Here is a 21801-nt window from a genome sequence, read left to right on the forward strand (position 1 = left end):
TTCTAATAAGGTAAGCCTATGATCCAATTTAAAAACCATATCGACGCGTAAGCGTTCGCCAAGCTCAAGAAGGCCGCCGGGCGCTTGAGCCTGTGCGGACAGGGTAGGAATGAAACCGACCGACATCGCGGCCCCCGACTACTTTCACAAGGTAGTCGATTGCCAGTGGGCCTGTCCTGCGCACACCCCGGTTCCCGAATATATCCGTCTGATCGCACAAGGCCGCTACAGCGACGCCTATATGATCAATTGGAAATCGAACGTGTTTCCCGGAATTCTGGGACGCACCTGCGATCGTCCATGCGAGCCGGCATGCCGCCGCGGACGCGTTGAGGAAACGCCGGTCGCGATCTGCCGATTGAAGCGCGTCGCGGCCGACTTCAAGGATGACATCAAGCAGCGCCTGCCGCGTCCCTCGCCGAAGAACGGCAAGCGCATCGCACTGGTCGGCGGTGGCCCGGCGTCGCTGACGGTGGCGCGCGATCTCGCACCGCTCGGCTATCACTGCACCGTGTTCGATGCCGATCCGGAAGCCGGCGGCATGATGCGCTCGCAGATCCCGAAATTCCGGCTGCCGAATTCGGTGATCGACGAGGAGACCGGCTACATCCTCGAACTCGGTGTCGAGTTCAAAGGCGGCCACCGCATCGAAAGCATGAAGGCCCTGCTCGCGGACAAATACGACGCGGTCTTCGTCGGCTCCGGCGCGCCGCGCGGCCGCGAGCTCGACATTCCCGGCCGCAAAGAGGCAGCGGCGAACATCCATATCGGCATCGACTGGCTGTCCTCTGTCTCCTTCGGTCACACCGACAAGATCGGCAAGCGCGTTATCGTGCTCGGTGGCGGCAACACCGCGATGGACTGCTGCCGCACCGCGCGCCGGCTCGGCGGCCAGGACGTCAAGGTCATCGTGCGCTCCGGCTTCGAGGAGATGAAGGCCTCGCCCTGGGAGAAGGAGGACGCGATCCACGAGGACATCCCGATCCTCAATTACATGGTGCCGGTGGAATTCAAGCATGTAGGCGGCAAGCTCATCGGCGTCACCTTCCAGAAGGTCCGGGCCGAATACGACGCCAAGGGCCGGCGCAATCTCGTTCCCTCAGGCGAACCGAACCAGACCATTCCTTGCGACGACGTGCTGGTCGCGGTCGGCCAGGAGAACGCGTTTCCCTGGATCGAGCGCGACTGCGGCATCGAGTTCGACAAGTGGAATATGCCGAAGGTCGATACCAAGACCTTCGTCTCGACCAACCCAAAGGTCTTCTTCGGCGGCGACGCCGCCTTCGGGCCGAAGAACATCATCTGGGCGGTCGCACACGGCCATGACGCCGCGCTGTCGATCCACAGGCTGCTCTCGGGCGAGGACATCAACGAGCGCCCGCTGCCAGAGGTGCACGTCACCTCGCAGAAGATGGGTATCCACGAATGGAGCTATGACAACGACATCTCGCCGGACAAGCGCTTCAAGGTGCCGCACCGCGATAAGGTGGTGGCCCTGAAGGACATCCGCGCCGAGGTCGAGCTCGGCTACGACGTCAAGCTGGCGCTCGGCGAGGCCCATCGCTGCCTGAACTGCGACGTGCAGACCGTATTCTCCACCTCGCTCTGCATCGAGTGCGACGCCTGCGTCGACATCTGCCCGATGGATTGCATCACCTTCACGGAGAACGGCGAGGAGGTCGATCTGCGCCAGCGCCTGAAGGCGCCATCGCCGCATCCCGAGCAAGCCCTCTACGTCTCCGGCGATCTCAAGACCGGGCGCGTGATGGTGAAGGACGAGGACGTCTGCCTGCATTGCGGGCTGTGCGCCGAGCGTTGTCCCACCGGCGCCTGGGACATGCAGAAATACCTCATCGATATGACTCACGCAGGATCATCATGTCCGACAAGAAGCCGATCAGCAGCGTAAACGACTTCGTCGTCCGCTTCGCCAACGTCAACGGCTCGGGCTCGGCTTCGGCCAACGAACTGTTCGCCCGCGCGATCCTGCGCCATGGCGTACCGGTCTCCCCGCGCAACATCTTCCCCTCCAACATCCAGGGCCTGCCGACCTGGTATGAGGTGCGGGTGACGGAAGCCGGCCATCTCGGCGCCCGCGGCGGCGTCGACATGATGGTGGCGATGAACCCGCAGACCTGGGACAAGGACGTCGCCGGCATCGAGCCGGGCGGCTACCTGTTCTACGATTCCACCAAGCCGATGCCGTCGACGAAATTCCGCGGCGACATCACCGTGATCGGCGTACCCCTGACCGCGATCGCCAACTCGACCTATACTGATCCGCGCCAGCGCCAACTGTTCAAGAACATCATCTATCTTGGCGCGCTCGCCGCGCTGCTCGACATGGATCCCAAGGTGATCGAGCAGTTGATCGGCGAGCAGTACAAGGGCAAGGAGAAGCTGCTCTCTTCCAACGTCCATGCGCTGCATCTCGGTCGCGACTGGGCATTGCAGAACCTGAAGTGCCCGATCGGGCTGCGGGTGAAGAAGGCCGACAAGGTCGGCGACCGCATCTTCATCGAGGGCAACAGCGCAGCGGCGCTCGGCGCCGTCTATGGCGGTGCGACGGTATGCGCGTGGTATCCGATCACGCCGTCTTCGTCGGTGGCGGAAGCCTTCACCAGCCACTGCAAGAAGTACCGGCACGATGCTGCGACCGGAAAGGCGAAATACGCGATCGTGCAGGGCGAGGACGAGCTTGCCTCCATCGGCATCGTGATCGGCGCCTCCTGGAACGGCGCCCGCGCCTTCACCGCGACCTCCGGCCCCGGCATCTCCCTGATGACGGAGTTCATCGGCCTGTCGTATTTCGCCGAGATTCCGGCCGTGATCATGAACATCCAGCGCGCCGGCCCCTCGACGGGCATGCCGACCCGCACGCAGCAATGCGACATCATCGCCTGCGCCTATGCTTCGCATGGCGACACCAAGCATGTGCTGCTCTTCCCCGAGGACCCGGCCGAGGCCTTCGAGTTTGCGGCGGCGGCGTTCGATCTCGCCGAACGGCTTCAGACCACGATCTTCCTGATGCTCGATCTCGATATCGGCATGAACCACAGGCTCTGCCGCCCGTTGAAATGGGACGACGCGCGGCAGTATGACCGCGGCAAGGTGATGACCGCAGAGATGCTGGAAGAAGGCCGCGACTTCGGCCGCTATCTCGACGTCGACGGTGACGGCATCCCCTATCGCACCTATCCCGGCACGCATCCGACCAAGGGTTCCTACTTCACCCGCGGGACATCGCGCGACCGCTATGCGCGCTACTCCGAGGAAGGCACGGTTTATGCCGACAACATGCAGCGCCTGGTGCGCAAGTTCGAGACAGCGCAGGATCTCGTGCCACGGCCGCTCCAGGCCAATGCGGAACGGCCGACCAAATATGGCGTGATCTATTTCGGCTCCACGGCGCCGGCGATGGACGAGGCGATCGGCCTTTTGGAAGCCCGCGGGCATCAGCTCGACCGGTTGCGCATCCGCGCCTTCCCGTTCCATTCGAGTGTCGCGAGCTTCCTCGCCGAGCACGATTTCGTCTACGTCGTCGAGCAGAACCGCGACAGCCAGCTCCGTCAGCTCATCGTCAACGAGAACGGCATCGACCCGGTGCGTCTCGTACCGATCGTGCATTACGACGGCTCGCCGATCACCGCCCGTTTCATCGCAAAAGCCATTGGCGACCACCAGGATCACCTCAAGGTGACCCCGCTCCGCAAGGCCGTGTCATGACCTACATTGCAAAGCCGAAATTTCATCACCCTGGCCTGAAGAAGAACGAGCTCGGCTACACGCATCGCGACTACGAGGGCAAGATCTCGACGCTGTGCGCCGGCTGCGGCCACGACTCGATCACGGCCTCGATCATCGAGGCCTGCTACGAGCTATCGATCGAACCACACCGGGTGGCGAAGATTTCCGGGATCGGCTGCTCGTCGAAGACACCCGACTATTTCCTCGGCAATTCGCACGGCTTCAACTCCGTGCACGGCCGCATGCCCTCGGTGCTCACGGGGGCCAACCTCGCCAATCGCGACCTGATCTATCTCGGCGTCTCCGGCGACGGCGATTCCGCCTCGATCGGTTTCGGCCAGTTCGCCCACTCGATCCGGCGCGGCGTCAACATGACCTATATCGTCGAGAACAACGGCGTCTATGGCCTGACCAAGGGCCAGTTCTCGGCGACCGCCGACCGCGGCTCGAAATCCAAGAAGGGCGTCACCAACACCGACAACGCCATCGACCTCGTCGCGATCGCGCTGCAGTTGGGGGCGACCTTCGTCGCGCGCAGCTTCTCCGGCGACAAGACCCAGCTCGTGCCGCTGATCGCAGCCGCGATCCGCCACAAGGGCGCGTCCTTCATCGACGTGATCAGTCCCTGCATCGCCTTCAACAACCACGCCGGCTCGACCAAGAGCTTTGACTATGTCCGCGAGCACAATGACGCGGTGAACCGGCTCGACGTGCTGGTCGGCCGCGACCCGATCAGCGTCGACTACGCGCCTGGCGCCGTGCAGGTCGTCGAGCAGCACGACGGCAGCAAGATCGCGCTCCGCAAGATCGATGCCGACTACGATCCGCATGACCGGCTAGGGGCGATGACCTTCCTCCAGAAGCACGCCGCCAAGGGGCAAATCGTCACGGGGCTGCTCTATGTCGATCCGGACGCGGAGGATTTGCACGAGCATCTCGACACGGTCGAGACGCCGCTGAACAGGCTGGAGGCCGACGATCTCTGCCCGGGCTCGGCCGTGCTGGACAAGATCAACGCCAGCCTGCGCTGATCTCCTATCGCCCTGCCGCGGCGGGCTGCCTGACGCGTATGGAGATCTTCTCCGAGACGACGGGCGGCTCGAACGGATAGTGCTTCGCATCCCCCAGCACGAGCTGCAGGGTGTGCGTCCCCGGCGCCAGTTCGAGAAAAGTCTCGGTCTGCCCCGCTCCAAAATGAAGATGCGACTTGTCCTGCGGAATCGGCTCCTTGGGGTCGACTGGATCTTTGACGTCGATCAGCAGATGGTGATGGCCGCTGTTCTGGTAATCGTCGCCGGCATGCGTCACGCCCATGTTGCGCAGGCCGAACCGGACCCAGAATCCGCTTCTGATCTTCTGACCATCGCGCGGCGTGATGAAATAGACCTTTGCGTCCTTCGGTGCCGGCTTGGCTTGCGAATAGGCTGCGCTGGAGGACAATGCGAGCAACGCCGAAAGCGCGAGGCAGCAGACGATTTTCATCGCATCTCCTTCCGCGCTTACGGACCAAGCGCTATGCGGAAGCCGTGGGTCGGATAACGAACATTGGTATCGTAGCCGTCACGGTTCGCCGGTCGCACATATCGCGCGTCGTTTTTCCAGGACCCCGAGCGCAGAACATGCGAGGTGCAGTCGCCGCCGACCCAGGCCGAGCCGTCGGCCGGGGCGCCCTGGTAGTTCTTGTGCCAGCAATCCGCGACCCACTGATCGACGCCGCCGCCCATGTCGTAAAGCCCAAAGGGATTTGGCTTGAAGCTGCCGACCTTGACCGGCTGATCGGCCGAGACGTCGCCGCAATCCTTGCAAGCGGCCATGCCCGGCTGCGCCTTGTCGCCCCACCAGTATTTTGTCTGGGTACCCCCGCGGGCGGCATATTCCCATTCAGCTTCGCTCGGAAGCCGGTACGGCTTCTTTGTCGCCTGCGCGAGCCAGCCCGCATATTGCTGCGCGTCCGTCCAGCTCACATTCGTGACGGGGGCGTCGTCCTTTCCGATCGCCGTAAATCCGCAAGCCTTCGCCGCGGCACATTCGTTCCATTCACGAACCGTCACGGGATATTTCCCGATCGCAAACGGTTTGATCGCCACCTGGTGGATCGGCCTTTCCGTCGCGTCATCGTTGCTGCCCATCGCAAGACTGCCGGCACGGATCGCGACCATTTCCGGCTCCTGGATCGACGCCGCGGATTGCATCGGGGCCGGTGACGGCGAAGCTGCCGGCGATGGCACTGCAGTTGGCGATGGCACCGCAGTTGGCGATGGAGAAGCCGCGGGAGCGGCCCGTGGCGCTGGCGCCGGCGGGCTCGGCTCGAGCGGAACAGATTGCGGTGTCGGGGAAACTGAAGGAGCCACGATCGGAGGGGCGGCAGCTTGTTGATTCACCCGGCTGCGGTGCTGCGCAAGTACGTACCAAAGCACGTAGCCGGCAATCACCAGCAATGTCGCGATCAGAAGGAACAGCAGGATGTTCTCGCGCCGGCCCCGGGTCCTGGCTACGGCGTCTGCATCCGGCAGCACGCGATAGACGCGCACGGGATCGGTGATGTTCTTCACCTTGCGGTCCCCGAGCGACTCGTAGCCGCACACCACCTTGTGCTTGATCTGCTCGTAGATCGCGCCCGAGATGAACACCTGACCGGGTTCGGCAATACCTTCGATGCGCGTCGCAATGTTGACGCCGTCGCCGTAGATGTCGTCCGATTCCACGATGACGTCGCCGAGATTGACGCCAATGCGGTATTCGATCCGGGAGTGCTTGGGAAGCGAGGCGTTGCGACCGATCAGATTCTGCTGGATGACGATGCTGCATCGGACGGCCTCGACAGGACTGTCGAAAATGGCGATGAAGCCATCGCCCGTCGTCTTCACCAGGCTTCCATGGTGCTCAACGATGCTGGGCTGGATCAGATCGCGCTCGATCCGCTTCACGCGCACATGCGTGCCTTCCTCGTCGGCCTGCATCAAGCGGCTGTAGGACGCGATGTCACCGACGATAATGGCGGCGAGGCGGCGAGGCATTCCGCTATGCGAAGGCGGCTCACCCTGATTCCCCGATTTGAAGTTGCGAATTTCACCCATTGCTGGGGCTCCACAAACTTGCAAATGGCGGCTTGCGCGTTCAACGCTCGAAGAGCGTTACGTACGAAGTGCAGGCTATCACACCGCCCGCGAGGGACAAAGCAAAGTGCGACCGGGTCGGAGCTTCTGGCAAGCGCTGGCGGTCGGGTTCCCAGCGAAAATGCCGCCAGACTCTTTGAACTTTCTTGGCGTTGCTAGCGACTAAAGCTCGCAACGACACTTCGTCGCGCCAAGCGAGAGCTCGCTCACTCGATGGCTTCGTCGGCGCTCGCCAGCAGTGCCGGCGGCACCTCGACCCCCAAGAGCCTCGCCGTCCTCAAATTGATGACGAGCTCGAATTTTGTCGGCGCCTGCACCGGAAGATCGGCCGGCTTCGTTCCGCGAAGAATCCTGTCCACATAGGAAGCGACCTCGCGGAACAGCTCCGGGAAATCCAGCCCGTACGACATCAGCGCGCCGCTTGCCGGAAAGCTGCGGAACGGATGGATGCTGGGAATGCGCAGCTCGTTGGTCAAGCCGACGATCAGATCCTGATGCAGGATCGGCAGGGAGTCGGGGAGCGTCATCAGCCCAGCCCGGGGCGAACCAACGGCGCCCCGAATGGCGCGCTCGATCTCGCCGGCATCGCGGACGTAGATCGTCTGCACGTTCACGCCGGTTTCGCGGCCGTCGCTCTCGATCTGGCGGGCGAACGGCGCGCTGGTGTTGTTGTCGGGATTGGCGATCAGGACGATGCGCTCGATCGTCGTGTCGGCGGCCTTCAGCAGATCGACCCATTTGCCCCCGACCGCGAGCTCGAAATTCGTGAAGCCGGTGAGGCTTCCGCCGGGATGTGACAAGGACGCCACCACGCCGAGCTCGACGGGATCAGCCACCAACAGGAATACGACGGGTATGGCGCCCGAGTACCTGCGCATTGCCTCGAGCGCAGGACTTCCCTGTGCGATCAGCAGGTCCGGCTTCCGCTGCACCAACGAAGCCGAAGCCTCCGACAGGGAGGATGACATCGGTTCGGCCAGCCGCAGGTCGAACTCCAGATTATCGCCATCGCGCCAGCCGAGCTCGCGCAACCGGTCCAGGAGCGCGGCGCGGAGCGGCAGCAATTGCCGCTCGCTGAACGAGGAGACCATGCCGACGAGCCTCCGCGGCAACGGCTGGGCATTCGCCGCAAGCCATGGCGCGGCCATCAGGAGCCCCGTTGCGCGGATGAAGGCACGCCGGATCATGTGCGGCCCGGATTGGCAGAAGTCGAATGCATCTCGCGCATGTACCAGCATCCGGCCATCCAGGGGATAGGTAAATCCAGGCCTGCCCGGCCCGCCAGGCCATCGCGGACAGGTGAACGCATCCTGCCCAAGTGGCGACTAACCGCCAATACCCCGCCGGCCGCCTACCTCACCTCTCACACCAACGCGCTATTGCGCAAGTCAACGCGAGCGCGACTCTTCTTCCTTCTCCCCTTGCGGGAGAAGGTGGCGCGAAGCGCCGGATGAGGGGTCTCTCTCCGCGAATTCAGATGCGAGAGACGAGCACGGGGAAAGAACCCCTCACCCGGCTTCGCTTCGCGAAGCCACCCTCTCCCGCAAGGGGAGAGGGTGAGAGCATCCGCAAAAGCAGCTACGCCGCCGCCGGGATCGGCCGCGGGCTGACCACGTACTCCCGCAATACCTTGTCGTTGGCATCGACCTCGATCAGCGACACGTCGTAGGTCCAGAGATCGGCCAGGTGCTGTAGCACGCGCTTGGCGTCGGTCTCGTTGAGCTGCGAGCCCTTGATGACGTGGTGATGCAGGATCAGCCGGCGGTCGCCGGCGAGGTCGACGTCGACCACCTCGATATTGGCATCGATGAAGCCGACATCGTGCTGGCGCGCGAGCTCACGGCGGACGCGGCGGAAGCCGCGCTCGTCGTGAATGGCGTCGACCCGGATGCCGGCGCGCTCCTCCGGATCGTCGTGGAGATGGAACATGCGCAGGTGCCGCATCAGCCTAGGACTGAGGAACTGCCCGATAAAGCTCTCATCGCGGTAGTTCGCCCAGACATCGCGCAACACCCCCATCGGATCGCCCTTGCCGGCAATGTCCGGGAACCACTCACGGTCCTCGGCTTCCGGATTCGTAGCGATCCGCTCGATATCCTGCATCATCGCAAAACCGAGCGCATAAGGATTGAAGCCGGAGAAGCGCGGGTCGTCGAACTCGGGCTGAAACACCACGTTGGTGTGTGACTGGAGGAATTCGAGGAAGTTGCCGTCGGTGATGCGTCCCTGCTTATGCAGGGTCGACATGATGCGATAGTGGACGTAGGTCGCCGTCCCCTCGTTCATCACCTTGGTCTGGCTCTGCGGGTAGAAATACTGCGCGATGTGGCGGACGATGCGCAGCAATTCACGCTGCCAGGGCGCCAGACGCGGCGCGCTCTTTTCCAGGAAGTAGAGCAGGTTTTCCTGCGGCAGGCCGAGCAGCTTGCGGCGGCGTTCGATGCTCAGTACCGACCGGCTCTTGGCAGCGCCCTTGGGCACCGTGCGCCAGAGGTCGTTGAAGACCTCTTCCTCGTGCTGGCGACGGCGGCCGGCGCGCTTTTCCTCGGCCCGCAGATCGATGTTCTTTTTGCCCGGATACCGGTCGATGCCGTGCGACATCAGTGCATGCGCCGCGTCGAGCGTGCGCTCGACCTCGACGCGGCCATAGCGCGCCTCGCATTGCGAGACGTAGGTCTTGGCGAAGTCGAGATAGTCCAGGATGCCGTCGGCATCGGTCCACTGCTTGAACAAATAGTTGCTCTTGAAGAAGTGGTTGTGGCCGAACGCGGCATGCGCGATCACCAGCGTCTGCATCGTCGCCGTGTTCTCTTCCATCAAATAGGAGATGCAGGGCGAAGAATTGATGACGATCTCGTAGGCGAGGCCCATCAGGCCCTTGCGATAGGAGGCCTCGTGAAACGCAAAATGCTTGCCGAAGGACCAGTGCTTGTAGAACAGCGGCATGCCGACGGAGGAGTACGCGTCCAGCATCTGCTCGGCGGTGATCACCTCGATCTGGTTCGGATAGACGTCGAGGCCGAGTTCCTTTTTCGCGACCGCCTCGCAGGCATCGTGGATACGCTGCAAGGTGTGGAAGTCCCAGTCCGCGCCTTCGAACAATCGCCCGGTCTTGTCCGTCATGGAGCGGCTTTCTCCTGATTTTCGCGGCGCTGGAACAGGTCGTGGAACACCGGGAAGATTTCGCCGCGCTCGCTGACCTTGCGCATCGACAGCGGCGCGCCGCTGTTGCGCAAGCGCTCATAGAGCGTCCAGAGCGAGGAGTCGGAGAGATCGAAGGCGCTGCCGCCGGACTCGCCAACCTCGAGATAAGCGAAGAACTGGCAGACCGGCAGGATCTTATCGGTCAGGAGCATGCCGGCGAGCTCGCCGTCGGAATAGGAGTTGTCGCCGTCGGAGGCCTGGGCTGCGTAGATGTTCCAGTCCGACGGATTGAAGCGCTCGCGCACGATCTCATGCATCGCCTGGAGCGCGCTCGACACCAGCGTGCCGCCCGAGGCCGGACCATAGAAGAAGGTCTGCTCGTCCACCTCCTCCGCGCGGTCGGTGTGGCGGATGAAGACGATCTCGACGTGCTTGTAGCGGCGCTTCAGGAAGACGTAGAGCAGCATGTAGAAGCGTTTGGCGAGGTCCTTCATGTGCTCGGACATCGAACCGGAGACGTCCATCAGGCAGAACATCACCGCCTGCGCCACCGGCTTCGGCACCGTCTCGAAGCGACGGTAGCGGATGTCGAGCGGATCGATGAAGGGGATGCGCTTGGATTTCGCCTTCAGCCTCTCGAGCTCGGCGACGAGCGCTGCGCGCTCGTCTTCGTCGGTGCATTCGGCAATCCTGGCTTCCAGCTCGTCCATCTCGCTCTTGCGCGGACGGCGCAGCGCGATACGGCGTGCGAGCGCGAGCCTAACGGTCCGGCCGACGGAGATGTTCGCAGGCGAGCCGGACGTGGTGTAGCCGGCGCGCTGGAGGCCCTCGCTCTCGGTCTGGGTGATCTTGCGCTTGGCAAGATCGGGAAGCTCGAGATCATCGAGGAAGAGATCGACGAACTCATCGCGGCTCAAGACGAAGCGAAAGGCGTCCTCGCTGTCGCCTTCACCGGGACCGGAGTCCTTGGCGCCGCCCTGCCCCGAACGCTGCAGATAGTCGCCCTCGATGAACTTCTTGTTCCCGGGCAACACCATGTCGCGCGTGCCGCCCTCGCGGCGGAAGCGCGGCTCATGCATCCCGTCGAGGGGGATCGTGACCTCACCCCCCTCCAGGACGTCCTTGATGTCGCGTTCCTGCGAGGTCTTCTTGACGGCGCCCTGCACCAAGGACTTGGCCCGACGCAAGAACCGCTGGCGGTTCTCAAGACTCTTGCCGCCCGGATTCAGGCGCCTGTCAATAATGTGGGCCACTTTCGCATCCGCCTCAACCGGCCTGCTTCACACGCATGTACCACTCCACCAGCCGGCGAACCTGACGCTCGGTGTAGCCGCGCTCCACCATGCGTGCGACAAACTCGCCATGCTTCTTCTCGGTCTCGCCGTCCTTCTTCGACCCGAACGAGATCACTGGAAGCAGGTCCTCGACCTGAGAGAATATCCGCTTTTCGATCACATCGCGAATCTTCTCGTAAGAGGTCCAGGTCGGATTCTTGCCGCCGTTCTGCGCGCGCGACCGTAACGAGAATTTGACCACCTCGTTCCGGAAGTCCTTCGGGTTGGCGATGCCGGCCGGCTTCTCGATCTTGGTCAACTCCTGGTTCAAGAGTTCGCGATCCAGCAGCTGTCCCGTATCGGGATCCTTGAAATCCTGATCCTCGATCCAGGCATCGGCATAGTCCACGTAGCGATCGAACAGGTTCTGGCCGTAATCCGAGTAGGATTCGAGATACGCCTTCTGGATCTCGTTTCCGATGAACTCGGCGTAACGCGGCGCAAGTTCGGCCTTGATGAATTCAAGGTAGCGTTTCTCGGTCTCCTCCGGAAGCTGCTCGCGGCGGATCGCCTGCTCCAGCGCGTACATCAGATGCACGGTATCGGCAGCGACCTCCTGCGGATCGTGGTTGAAGGTCGCGGCCAGGATCTTGAAGGCAAAGCGAGTGGAAACGCCGTCCATGCCCTCATCGACACCGGCGGCATCGCGGTATTCCTGAACGCTGCGCGCCTTGGGATCGGATTCCTTCAGGCTTTCGCCATCGTACACCCGCATCTTGGCAAACAGCGTGGAATTTTCGTGCTTGCGCAGACGTGACATCACCGAGAACCGCGCCATCGTCTCCAGCGTCGCGGGCGCGCAAGGTGCCGAAGCGAGCTCTGAGCCCTGGATCAGCTTTTCGTATATCTTCTGCTCTTCGGTGTACCGCAGGACATAGGGTACCTTGATCACGCAGATGCGGTCGATGAAGGCCTCGTTGTTCTTGTTGGACTTGAAGCTCGCCCACTCGGCCTCGTTCGAGTGCGCGAGGATGATGCCGGTGAAGGGGATCGCGCCGATGTTCTCGGTGCCGATATAGTTGCCCTCCTGTGTCGCGGTGAGCAGCGGGTGCAGCATCTTGATCGGCGCCTTGAACATCTCGACGAACTCGAGGATGCCCTGGTTGGCGCGGTTGAGACCGCCGGAATAGCTGTACGCATCCGGGTCGTTCTGCGCGTAGGTCTCGAGCTTGCGGATGTCGACCTTGCCGACCAGCGAGGAGATGTCCTGGTTGTTCTCGTCACCCGGCTCGGTCTTGGAGACGGCGATCTGGCGCAGCCGCGACGGCTGGATCTTGGCGACGCGGAATTGCGAGATGTCGCCGCCGAAGGCTTCCAGCCGCTTGTAGCACCACGGGCTCATCAGGCCGGTGAGACGCCGGCGCGGAATGCCGTACTTCTCTTCCAGCATCGGCCCAAGATGATCGGGATCGAACAGACTGAGCGGACTCTCGAACACCGGGCTCAGTTCGTCGCCGGCTTTCAGCACATAGATCGGCTGCACTTCCATCAGCGACTTGAGCCTCTCGGCGAGCGAGGATTTGCCGCCGCCGACCGGGCCGAGCAGATAGAGGATCTGCTTGCGTTCTTCGAGGCCTTGCGCGGCGTGACGGAAGAAACCGACGATGCGCTCGATCGTTTCTTCCATGCCGTAGAATCCGGCGAAGGCTGGATAGGTGCGGATCGTACGGTTCAAAAAAATACGGCCAAGGCGTGGGTCCTTGGCCGTGTCAATCGTCTGGGGGTCACCGATCGCAGCTAGTAGTCGCTCGGCTGAATTCGCGTATTTCATGGGATCGCTTCGACACGATTCCAGATATTCCGCCATCGACATGTCGTGCTGGCTTCTCGCCTCGAACGACCGAGCGAAAGCGTTGAACAAAGAATCGTTGTACATGATCCCTCTCCGCGTGATTTCCGCTACTCAAGCTGAAACGAAAGCAGTTACCGGACCGTTCCTCAGCGCCCGTCTCGAATCAGCATGAGCACATGACGATCATTGGACACCCGGGCGCCTTCTCGGCGCAACGCACTACGTAGGCACCGGGTGAGTTACGAACAGGCACTTGCCTGTTATTTATGCGAATCTACACCCGTACTTGCTAATTTCCAGCAAATGTCGCCCCGCCGCAACATCCGGGCGTTACCGGGGATTGGTCCATCCGGCAGCGCAGCATAGCCGTCCGCCAACGGCAAACTTGTGACGCTTTGACGGCGAAGCCTTGAGCGTCGTGATGGCTCTTCTGCTGCAATGCGGCGCGCCGCTCACTCGCGTCGTGACAAGCCTGGCAGGCTCGCAGCAGCATAGCGAAGTCCGTCGCCAGCCCAGCCGGATCGATGACGATGGAATCCACATCACCCTCTGGCGAGATTGCGCGCCTGCTCCTGACGCAGCGAAGTTGCCGCCGCAGTGCCGGCGTCGATGTCAACACAACGGTTTTGCTTCCGCGGCTTTCGCGCACCGAAACGTCTTGGATCGAGAACGTCTTGGATCGAGTCCCAGAGCAGGAATTCGTTGCCGATGCGCAGATCGCGGATGCCGTTACGGCCGACGATGACGACCGGCCTCCGCTCGGCCGGCAACATCCAGATTAGGCGGCAGGTGACGAGCCCGAACAGGAGAACACCCGCACAGCGCAAGGCCGTCGGATTTTGCGTGCATGCTTATCCCCCAGCATGGCAGTTCATGTATGAACTGACGCAACCCACCGCAGGGGCAAATGCTTGAGCCCGCGAGACGAACTCCGCTCAGCGAAGGCTGGCGCTACGCAAAGGACTTTGACCGAAAAGCTTGCTCTGACCGACAAGCTTGCGGTCAACGACTTTCACGCAACGGACAACCGGTCGACCGGATCGCTATAATCTCAACAGAGTTATGCCGAGAGTACGACGCACATACCCTTGATTGGTTCCCTCCCAAGGTCGTGTTAACACACCATAGCGCGTCAGGACCGGCGCTGGAACCCCTCGCCCGCCACCGGCTCGGAGAAAAGAGAGATCATGAATCCCGTCAAAGAACTGGAAAAGCACGGTCAGGCCGTCTGGCTGGACTTCCTGGCCCGCGGCTTCATCGCCAAGGGCGACCTGAAGCGGCTGATCGAGACCGATGGCGTCAAGGGCGTCACCTCCAACCCGTCGATCTTCGAAAAGGCGATCGGCAGCTCGGACGAATATGACGCCCCGATCGGCAAGGCGCTGAAGCGCGGGGACCGTCCGGTCGCCGACCTGTTCGAGCAGCTCGCGGTCGAGGACATCCAGAACGCCGCCGACGTGCTGCGCCCGGTCTACAACCGCCTGAAGGGCCAGGACGGCTTCGTCAGCCTGGAGGTGTCGCCCTATCTGGCGATGGATACCAGGGGGACGGTCGCGGAAGCCCGGCGGCTCTGGAAGGATGTCGATCGCAAAAACTTGATGATCAAGGTGCCGGCGACGCCGGAGGGCCTGCCGGCCATCGAGCAGCTCATCGGCGACGGCATCAGCGTCAATATCACCCTGTTGTTCTCCAAAGAGGTCTATCTGGAGGTCGCCGAGGCCTATCTTGCGGGCCTTGAGAAATACGTGGCCGGCGGCGGCGATCCGTCGCATGTCGCAAGTGTCGCAAGCTTCTTCGTCAGCCGGATCGACAGCGTGGTCGACAAGCAGCTCGACGACAAGATCGCCCGCGCCAACGACCCCAGCGAAAAGGAGCGCCTGGCGGCGCTCAAGGGCAAGGTCGCGATCGCGAATGCAAAACTCGCCTACCAGGACTACAAGCGCCTGTTCTCCGGGCCACGCTGGGACAAGCTCGCCGCCAAGGGCGCCAAGCCGCAGCGGATGCTGTGGGCCTCCACCGGCACCAAGAACAAGGACTATAGCGACGTCCTCTATGTCGAGGAGCTGATCGGCCCCAACACCATCAACACCGTGCCGCCGGCGACGCTGGATGCGTTCCGCGACCACGGCAAGCTGCGCGACAGCCTGGAGGAGAATGTCGAGGAGGCCGCCCACGTGCTGGACGAGCTCGAGCGCTCCGGCATCTCGCTTGACGAGATCACCGAGGAGCTCGTCAAGGACGGCGTGAAGCTGTTTGCCGACGCCGCCGACAAGCTCTATGGCGCGGTCGCCTCCAAGCGCGCCACCGTGCTCGGGGCAGCGATCGACCGCCAGCACTTTGCCCTTGGCGAGCGGCTCGGCAAGGCCGTGACCACGAGCACCGAGGACTGGCGGGCCAATGCAAAAATCCGCAGGCTCTGGCTGCACGACAAGTCGGTCTGGACCGGTGCGGACGAGAACAAGTGGCTCGGCTGGCTCGACTGCGCGGCGAAGGCCGACGTTGCCGACTATGCGGACTACGCAGGGCGCGTGAAGGGCCAAAGATTCTCCGACGCCGTCGTGCTCGGCATGGGCGGATCGAGCCTGGGACCTGAGGTGCTCGCCGAAACCTTTGCACGGAAGGCGGGCTTTCCGAAGCTGCATGTGCTCGACTCGACCGACCCCGCGCAGGTGCGGGCGATGGAAGCCAAGATCGACATCGCCAACACCGTTTTCATCGTGTCCAGCAAGTCCGGCGGCACCACCGAACCGAATGCGATGAAGGATTATTTCTACGACCGCGTCGCGCAAGCAGTCGGCTCCTCCGTCAAGACCGGCCATCGCTTCATCGCGGTGACCGACCCCGGCTCATCGCTGGAGAAGGCTGCCAAGACGCTGAACTATGCCCGCATCTTCTACGGCGAGCCCTCGATCGGCGGGCGCTATTCGGTCCTCTCGCCCTTCGGGCTGGTACCGGCCGCGACCGCCGGCATCGATGTCGGAAGCTTCATCAAGCACACGCTCGCGATGGTGCGCTCCTGCGGACCGGACGTGCCGCCGCATGAAAATCCCGGCGTGCAGCTCGGCCTTGCCATGGGGCTCGCCGGTCTCGAGGGCCGCGACAAGGTGACGATCTTCTCTTCGAAAAAGATCGCTGATTTCGGCGCATGGGCCGAGCAGCTCATTGCGGAATCGACCGGCAAGGAGGGCAAGGGCCTGATCCCGATCGACGGTGAACCGCTCGGAGATCCTTCGATTTACGGCAACGACCGCTTCTTCATCGATATCCGTACCGAAAGTGAGTCGGACGCGGCTCACGAGGAGAAGCTCGCGGCACTCGAGCGTGCGGGTCACCCCGTGGTGCGTATCGTCATGAAGTCGGTTGACCATCTCGGCCAGGAGTTCTTCCGCTTCGAGATGGCGACCGCGGTCGCGGGCTCCATCCTCGGCATCAACCCGTTCGACCAGCCCGACGTGGAAGCTGCCAAGATCAAGACCCGCGAGCTCACCGCCGCGTTCGAGAAGACCGGCACGCTGCCGCCCGAACAGCCGGTCGTCAGCACCGCGGACGCCGATCTCTACACCGACGACGCCAACGCCGCGGCGCTCCGTGCCGCCGGTGCGAACGGCGACCTCACCTCGTGGCTAAGAGCGCATCTCGGCCGCTCCACGCAAGGCGACTATGTCGCCCTGCTCGGCTACATCGCGCGTGACAAGGCCACGATCGAGGCTTTGCAGGCGATGCGGACGGAGGTGCTCGAAAAGCGCCATGTCGCCACCGCCGCGGAATTCGGTCCGCGCTTCCTGCATTCGACCGGGCAAGCCTACAAGGGCGGGCCAGACAGCGGCGTGTTCCTGCAAATCACGACCGACGACGCCAAGGACCTTCCGGTGCCGGGCCAGAAGGCGAGCTTCGGCGTCATCAAGGCGGCGCAGGCGCGCGGCGACTTCGACGTGCTCACCGAGCGCGGACGACGCGCGCTTCGCGTGCACCTGAAGGGTGGGCTGAAGAAAGGCCTTGCCGCGCTGAACGCCGCGCTGTCGCAAGCGTTGAACTGAAAGAGGATACCTCAATGCAGCTCGGCATGATCGGCCTCGGCCGGATGGGCGGCAACATTGTCCGCCGGCTGATGCGTAACGGCCATTCGGCCGTGGTCTATGACAAGGACGCCAAGGCCGTCGCCGACCTTGCCGCGGACGGGGCGCAGGGCGCGAATACGCTCGAAGAGTTCGTCGCCAAGCTCGACAGGCCGCGCACAGCCTGGGTGATGCTGCCCGCCGGCCGCATCACCGAGACGACGATCGAGACGCTCGCAAAGCTGATGCAAGCCGGCGACGTCATCATCGACGGCGGCAACACGTTCTGGCAGGACGACGTTCGCCGCGGCAAGGCGCTGAAGGAGCGTGACATCCACTATGTCGATGTCGGCACCTCCGGCGGCGTCTGGGGGCTCGACCGCGGCTATTGCATGATGATCGGCGGCGACAAGGCCGTCGTCGACCGGCTCGATCCGATCTTCGGCACGCTTGCGCCGGGCGCGGGCGACATTCCGAAGACACCGGGTCGTGAGGGCCGCGATCCCCGCATCGAGCAGGGCTACATCCATGCCGGCCCGGTCGGCGCGGGCCATTTCGTCAAGATGATCCATAACGGAATCGAGTACGGCCTGATGCAGGCCTATGCCGAGGGTTTTGACATTCTCAAGAACGCCGACACGGAGGCACTGCCGGCGGATCATCGTTTCGATTTCGATCTCGCCGACATTGCCGAGGTGTGGCGACGCGGCAGCGTGATCCCGTCCTGGCTTCTCGACCTCACCTCGACCGCGCTCGCCGACAGCCCGGCGCTGGCGGAATATTCCGGGTTCGTGGAGGATTCCGGCGAAGGGCGCTGGACCGTGAATGCGGCGATTGACGAGGCAGTGCCGGCCGAAGTGCTGACCGCGGCGCTGTTTGCCCGCTTCCGGTCACGCAAGGAGCACACCTTCGCGGAGAAGATCCTCTCCGCCATGCGCGCCGGCTTCGGGGGGCACAAAGAGCCGAAGCAACCGGGCTCATCCAAGCCCAAAGCCTGAAGGCCGGCCATTCGTGACAAAAGATCCGCAGCCCCAACGCAAACCTGAAAATTGCGCCTTCGTCATCTTCGGCGCGAGCGGCGACCTCACCCATCGCCTGGTGATCCCGTCGCTCTACAATCTCGCCGCCGAGAACCTGTTGCCGGAGAAATTCTGCGTCGTCGGCGTCGCCCGCAAGGGCATGTCGAATGACGAGCTGCGCGACAGCCTGATGCAAGGGCTTCGGGAGCATGCGACCCGCCCGGTGGACGACGTCGTCGCCCAGCAACTCCTGCAATGCGTCACCTTCGTCGAGGCTGACCCAAAGGATCCGCCATCCTTCGATGCGCTGCGCGAGCACCTGGACGCACTCGAATGCTCGCGCGGCACCGGCGGCAACCGGTTGTTCTATCTTGCGACACCGCCGGCGGCGTTTGCGCCGACCGCGCGCGAGCTCGGCCGCACCGGTTTGATGAAGGAGGATAACGGCGCCTGGCGGCGGCTCGTGGTCGAAAAGCCCTTCGGCACCGACCTTGCCTCGGCCCGCGCCCTGAATGCCGAGCTTCTGAAGATCATGGAGGAGCACCAGATCTATCGGATCGATCACTATCTCGGCAAGGAGACGGTGCAGAACATCCTGGTGATGCGCTTTGCCAACGGCATGTTCGAGCCGATCTGGAATCGCAACCATATCGATCACATCCAGATCACCGTGGAGGAACGACTCGGCGTCGGCCATCGCGGCGGCTTCTACGACGCCACCGGCGCGCTCCGCGACATGGTGCCGAATCATCTGTTCCAGCTCCTGTCGCTGGTCGCGATGGAGCCGCCAACGCGTTTTGAGGCGCGCGCGGTGCGTAACGAGAAGGCCGAGGTGCTGGCAGCAATCCAACCGCAGAGCGAGGCCGAGGCACTGAAGAACTCGATCCGTGCGCAATATGTGGGAGGCCGTGTCGGCAGCGAGGAGCTTTCCGATTATCGCGGCACTCCCGAGGTCAATCCGGACAGCACCACCGAGACCTTTGTCGCGCTGAAGCTCGCCATCGACAATTGGCGCTGGGCCGGCGTCCCTTTCTATCTGCGCACCGGCAAGGCACTCGCCAGCAAGCGCACGGAAGTGGCGATCAAGTTCAAGCAGGCGCCGCTCGCGATGTTCAGCGGCACGCCGATCGATCGGCTGTCGCAGAATTTCCTGACCATCGGCATTGCCCCGACCGAAAGTATCGAGCTGCAGTTCAACGCCAAGCTGCCCGGCCCCAGCGTCTCGATCGACGGCGTCGAGATGAAATTTCGCTACGGAGACTATTTCAAGGCCGAGCCCAGCACCGGCTATGAGACGCTGATCTACGACTGCATGATCGGCGACAACATCCTGTTCCAGCGCGCCGACGCCATCGAGGCGGGATGGCGGGCGGTACAGCCGCTGCTCGATGCCTGGAAGAAGGCGGGCGCCGGTGGCCTCGAACTCTACCGCGCCGGAAGCGACGGCCCGCTCGGCGCCGACGAGTTGCTCAGGCGCGACGGGCGAAGCTGGCGGAAGTTCACCTGATGGCACCTGCTGACCAGCCCAGGCTGATCGTCGTCGCTGATGCCGAGGCGCTCGCGCGTAGCGCGGCCGAACGGGTGATGGCGCGGATATCGGCTGGTCCTGGCCGCATCGCGATCTGCCTCACCGGCGGATCGAGCCCGAAGCAGCTCTATCAGCTGCTCGGCACGGAGACCTACCGCACCAGGATTCCCTGGCCGCGCGTGCACTGGTTCATCGGTGACGAGCGCTTCGTGCCGGACAGTGATCCCCTCAACAATATGAACGTTGCGCGCGCCGCGTTTCTCGACCGCGACGCACCGCCCAGCAACATCCATCCGATCCCAACCACGACCGGTGGGCCCGACGAGAGCGCGGCCGCCTATGCGCGGGAGCTGCAATCGTTCTATGGAGCCGACCGGCTCGACCCGTCAAAGCCGCTGTTCGACCTCGTCCTGATGGGCGCGGGTCCCGATGGCCACACCGCATCGCTGTTTCCCGGCTATCCCGCGCTCGAGGACACCGACCGCTGGGTGGTCGGCGTGCCCAAGGCCAATGTCGCCCCCTTCGTGCCGCGGGTGACCCTGACATTGCCTGTGCTCGCCTCCTGCCGCGAAATGCTGTTTGAAATCGAAGGCGCCGGCAAGCGGCCGGTCTTGACGCGCCTGCTCAATAACGAGAATCTGCCCGCAGCACGCGCGCGCTCGAACGGCGAGACCGTCTGGTTGGTCGATAAGGCCGCGCTTCCGGAGGATTTTCGTGGCGGGCGCTGAACTACCCTGCGCATTGATCGTGATGGGCGTCTCGGGCTCGGGCAAGAGCACGGTCGCGGAGGCGCTCGGCAAGCGCCTCGGCTGGCGTTTCAAGGACGGCGACAGCTTTCATCCCGCCAGCAACGTGGCAAAGATGGCAGCCGGCCATCCGCTGACCGACGAGGACCGGTGGCCATGGCTCAACGCCATCGCCGACGAGATCGAGCGAACCTGTGAGGCGGACGGCCATGTCATCATCGCCTGCTCGGCGCTGAAGCACACCTATCGCGACGTGCTTTTGCGCGGTCGCGACGACGTCCGTTTCGTCTTCCTGAAGGGCAACCAGGAGCTGATCGCCGACCGGCTCGCCCACCGCAAGGGCCACTTCATGCCGCCCGAGCTGCTGACCAGCCAGTTCAAAACGTTGGAGCCGCCGGAAGCGAGCGAACACGTGATCACCGTCTCGATCGACGAGACCATCGAGGCGATCGTGGATGGCGTCCTGCGGCAATTGAAATTCGACGGCGAGAAGCACAAGGCCATGTCATGACGCCCATCTCACTCGTGGTCTCCGACGTCGACGGCACGCTGCTGACCAAGAGCAAGACGCTGACCGACCGCGCCAGGGCTTCGGTGCAGCGGCTGCACGCGGCCGGCATCGGCTTCACCATCACCTCGAGCCGCCCCGCAATCGGCATGCGCTTCCTGATCGAGCCACTATCGATCGCACTGCCGGTCGGCCCGTTCAATGGCTCCTCGATCACCGATCCGCAGATGAACCCGGTTGAGCAGCATCTCATTCCCGCGACCGCGGCCGCGCGTTCCCTGCAGATCCTCAGGGAGTTCGGCGCCGACATCTGGGTCTTCACCAACGACAAATGGCTCATAGACAATCCCGACGGCAACTATGTCGCGCATGAGCAGCACACGATCCGCGCCGATCCGACCATCGTGCCGGACTTTACGCCGTACCTCGCGAGCGCCTGCAAGATCGTCGGCGCGAGCGCGGATGCCGCCGGGCTGGAACGTTGCGAGAAGGTGATGCAGGAGGCGTTTGGTGCGCAAGCGACCGCCGTGCGTTCGCAGACCTACTATCTCGACATCACACCGCCCGGCTTCAACAAGGGCACCTTCGTGCAGGCGATGGCGCGGCGCCTCGGCATTGCGACCGATGCAGTCGCGACCATCGGCGACATGCAGAACGATCTCGCGATGTTCCGCGTCAGCGGCCTCTCGATCGCCATGGGTAATGCCACCGACGATGTCAAGCAGCAGGCGACGCTTGTCACCGCGACCAACGAACAGGACGGGTTCGCCGAGGCGATGGAGATGATCCTGAAGCGGAACGGACTCGGCTGA

16 protein-coding genes are annotated in these 21801 nt (G+C 63.3%); 9 read left to right on the plus strand and 7 right to left on the minus strand.

The genetic code is table 11. The features are described 5' to 3' along the window. The first annotated feature begins 109 nt into the window (after positions 1-109). Genes NLM33_RS19775 through NLM33_RS19785 form a run of 3 tightly spaced genes read left to right on the plus strand, consistent with a single transcriptional unit; the run spans position 110 to position 4778 of the window. Complete coding sequence (locus tag NLM33_RS19775; protein WP_254097822.1) at positions 110-1909, plus strand: FAD-dependent oxidoreductase; 1800 nt, start codon at positions 110-112, stop codon at positions 1907-1909. After that, on the plus strand, positions 1879-3726 hold the full coding sequence (locus NLM33_RS19780; protein WP_254097824.1) for a 2-oxoacid:acceptor oxidoreductase subunit alpha: 1848 nt from the start codon (positions 1879-1881) through the stop codon (positions 3724-3726). The genes NLM33_RS19775 and NLM33_RS19780 overlap by 31 nt, the downstream gene beginning before the upstream one ends. After that, entirely contained in the window at positions 3723-4778 is a 1056-nt protein-coding gene (locus NLM33_RS19785) for a 2-oxoacid:ferredoxin oxidoreductase subunit beta (protein ID WP_254097826.1), read from the plus strand. Before NLM33_RS19780 ends, NLM33_RS19785 begins: the two co-directional genes overlap by 4 nt. Before the next feature lie 4 nt (positions 4779-4782). On the opposite strand, the gene NLM33_RS19790 is transcribed toward NLM33_RS19785, so the two are convergent. From NLM33_RS19790 to NLM33_RS19820, 7 genes are all read right to left on the minus strand, one after another. Further along, positions 4783-5229 (minus strand): DUF4399 domain-containing protein, encoded by a 447-nt coding sequence (locus NLM33_RS19790; protein WP_254097828.1) that lies wholly within the window; start codon positions 5227-5229, stop codon positions 4783-4785. Positions 5230-5246: 17 nt separating this feature from the next. Next, entirely contained in the window at positions 5247-6824 is a 1578-nt protein-coding gene (locus NLM33_RS19795) for an SUMF1/EgtB/PvdO family nonheme iron enzyme (RefSeq protein ID WP_254097830.1), read from the minus strand. 245 nt (positions 6825-7069) lie between these two features. Continuing rightward, entirely contained in the window at positions 7070-8101 is a 1032-nt protein-coding gene (locus NLM33_RS19800; RefSeq protein ID WP_254097832.1) for an ABC transporter substrate-binding protein, read from the minus strand. 340 nt (positions 8102-8441) lie between these two features. Further along, positions 8442-9986, minus strand: coding sequence for a SpoVR family protein (locus tag NLM33_RS19805; protein WP_254097834.1), 1545 nt, complete (start codon positions 9984-9986; stop codon positions 8442-8444). Then, entirely contained in the window at positions 9983-11260 is a 1278-nt protein-coding gene (locus NLM33_RS19810) for a YeaH/YhbH family protein (protein WP_254097836.1), read from the minus strand. The genes NLM33_RS19805 and NLM33_RS19810 overlap by 4 nt, the downstream gene beginning before the upstream one ends. 13 nt (positions 11261-11273) lie before the next feature. After that, positions 11274-13217, minus strand: coding sequence for a PrkA family serine protein kinase (locus NLM33_RS19815; RefSeq protein WP_254097838.1), 1944 nt, complete (start codon positions 13215-13217; stop codon positions 11274-11276). A 458-nt stretch (positions 13218-13675) separates the two neighbouring features. Beyond that, complete coding sequence (locus tag NLM33_RS19820; protein WP_371929969.1) at positions 13676-13960, minus strand: hypothetical protein; 285 nt, start codon at positions 13958-13960, stop codon at positions 13676-13678. Positions 13961-14320: 360 nt separating this feature from the next. On the opposite strand from NLM33_RS19820, the gene NLM33_RS19825 reads away from it, so the two are divergent. From NLM33_RS19825 to NLM33_RS19850, 6 genes are read left to right on the plus strand one after another with little or no spacing between them, the layout of a single operon-like run. Next, complete coding sequence (locus NLM33_RS19825; RefSeq protein ID WP_254097840.1) at positions 14321-17170, plus strand: bifunctional transaldolase/phosoglucose isomerase; 2850 nt, start codon at positions 14321-14323, stop codon at positions 17168-17170. A gap of 14 nt (positions 17171-17184) precedes the next feature. Beyond that, positions 17185-18186: a phosphogluconate dehydrogenase (NAD(+)-dependent, decarboxylating) gene (gene gnd / locus NLM33_RS19830; protein ID WP_254097842.1), complete on the plus strand. Its 1002-nt coding sequence runs from the start codon at positions 17185-17187 to the stop codon at positions 18184-18186. A 13-nt stretch (positions 18187-18199) separates the two neighbouring features. After that, the gene (gene zwf / locus NLM33_RS19835) at positions 18200-19714 is read left to right on the plus strand and encodes a glucose-6-phosphate dehydrogenase (RefSeq protein ID WP_254097844.1); all 1515 of its coding nucleotides are present in this window, start codon (positions 18200-18202) and stop codon (positions 19712-19714) included. After that, a complete protein-coding gene (pgl, locus tag NLM33_RS19840; RefSeq protein WP_254097846.1) occupies positions 19714-20463 on the plus strand; it encodes a 6-phosphogluconolactonase in 750 nt (249 codons plus the stop codon). Before zwf ends, pgl begins: the two co-directional genes overlap by 1 nt. After that, positions 20450-20992: a gluconokinase gene (locus NLM33_RS19845; RefSeq protein ID WP_254097848.1), complete on the plus strand. Its 543-nt coding sequence runs from the start codon at positions 20450-20452 to the stop codon at positions 20990-20992. Before pgl ends, NLM33_RS19845 begins: the two co-directional genes overlap by 14 nt. Next, on the plus strand, positions 20989-21801 hold the full coding sequence (locus NLM33_RS19850) for an HAD family hydrolase (RefSeq protein ID WP_254097850.1): 813 nt from the start codon (positions 20989-20991) through the stop codon (positions 21799-21801). The genes NLM33_RS19845 and NLM33_RS19850 overlap by 4 nt, the downstream gene beginning before the upstream one ends.

This window comes from Bradyrhizobium sp. CCGUVB1N3 (genome assembly GCF_024199925.1).
Classification (GTDB): domain Bacteria; phylum Pseudomonadota; class Alphaproteobacteria; order Rhizobiales; family Xanthobacteraceae; genus Bradyrhizobium.

What these genes read in the sequence shown, in the direction of transcription:
- NLM33_RS19775 (WP_254097822.1), top strand. Translation starts at nt 110, where the DNA reads ATGAAACCGACCGACATCGCGGCCCCCGACTACTTTCACAAGGTAGTC.
- NLM33_RS19850 (WP_254097850.1), top strand. Translation starts at nt 20,989, where the DNA reads ATGACGCCCATCTCACTCGTGGTCTCCGACGTCGACGGCACGCTGCTG.
- NLM33_RS19800 (WP_254097832.1), bottom strand. Translation starts at nt 8,101, where the DNA reads ATGCTGGTACATGCGCGAGATGCATTCGACTTCTGCCAATCCGGGCCG.
- NLM33_RS19825 (WP_254097840.1), top strand. Translation starts at nt 14,321, where the DNA reads ATGAATCCCGTCAAAGAACTGGAAAAGCACGGTCAGGCCGTCTGGCTG.
- NLM33_RS19790 (WP_254097828.1), bottom strand. Translation starts at nt 5,229, where the DNA reads ATGAAAATCGTCTGCTGCCTCGCGCTTTCGGCGTTGCTCGCATTGTCC.
- NLM33_RS19795 (WP_254097830.1), bottom strand. Translation starts at nt 6,824, where the DNA reads ATGGGTGAAATTCGCAACTTCAAATCGGGGAATCAGGGTGAGCCGCCT.
- NLM33_RS19815 (WP_254097838.1), bottom strand. Translation starts at nt 13,217, where the DNA reads ATGTACAACGATTCTTTGTTCAACGCTTTCGCTCGGTCGTTCGAGGCG.
- gnd (WP_254097842.1), top strand. Translation starts at nt 17,185, where the DNA reads ATGCAGCTCGGCATGATCGGCCTCGGCCGGATGGGCGGCAACATTGTC.
- NLM33_RS19785 (WP_254097826.1), top strand. Translation starts at nt 3,723, where the DNA reads ATGACCTACATTGCAAAGCCGAAATTTCATCACCCTGGCCTGAAGAAG.
- NLM33_RS19805 (WP_254097834.1), bottom strand. Translation starts at nt 9,986, where the DNA reads ATGACGGACAAGACCGGGCGATTGTTCGAAGGCGCGGACTGGGACTTC.
- NLM33_RS19780 (WP_254097824.1), top strand. Translation starts at nt 1,879, where the DNA reads ATGTCCGACAAGAAGCCGATCAGCAGCGTAAACGACTTCGTCGTCCGC.
- pgl (WP_254097846.1), top strand. Translation starts at nt 19,714, where the DNA reads ATGGCACCTGCTGACCAGCCCAGGCTGATCGTCGTCGCTGATGCCGAG.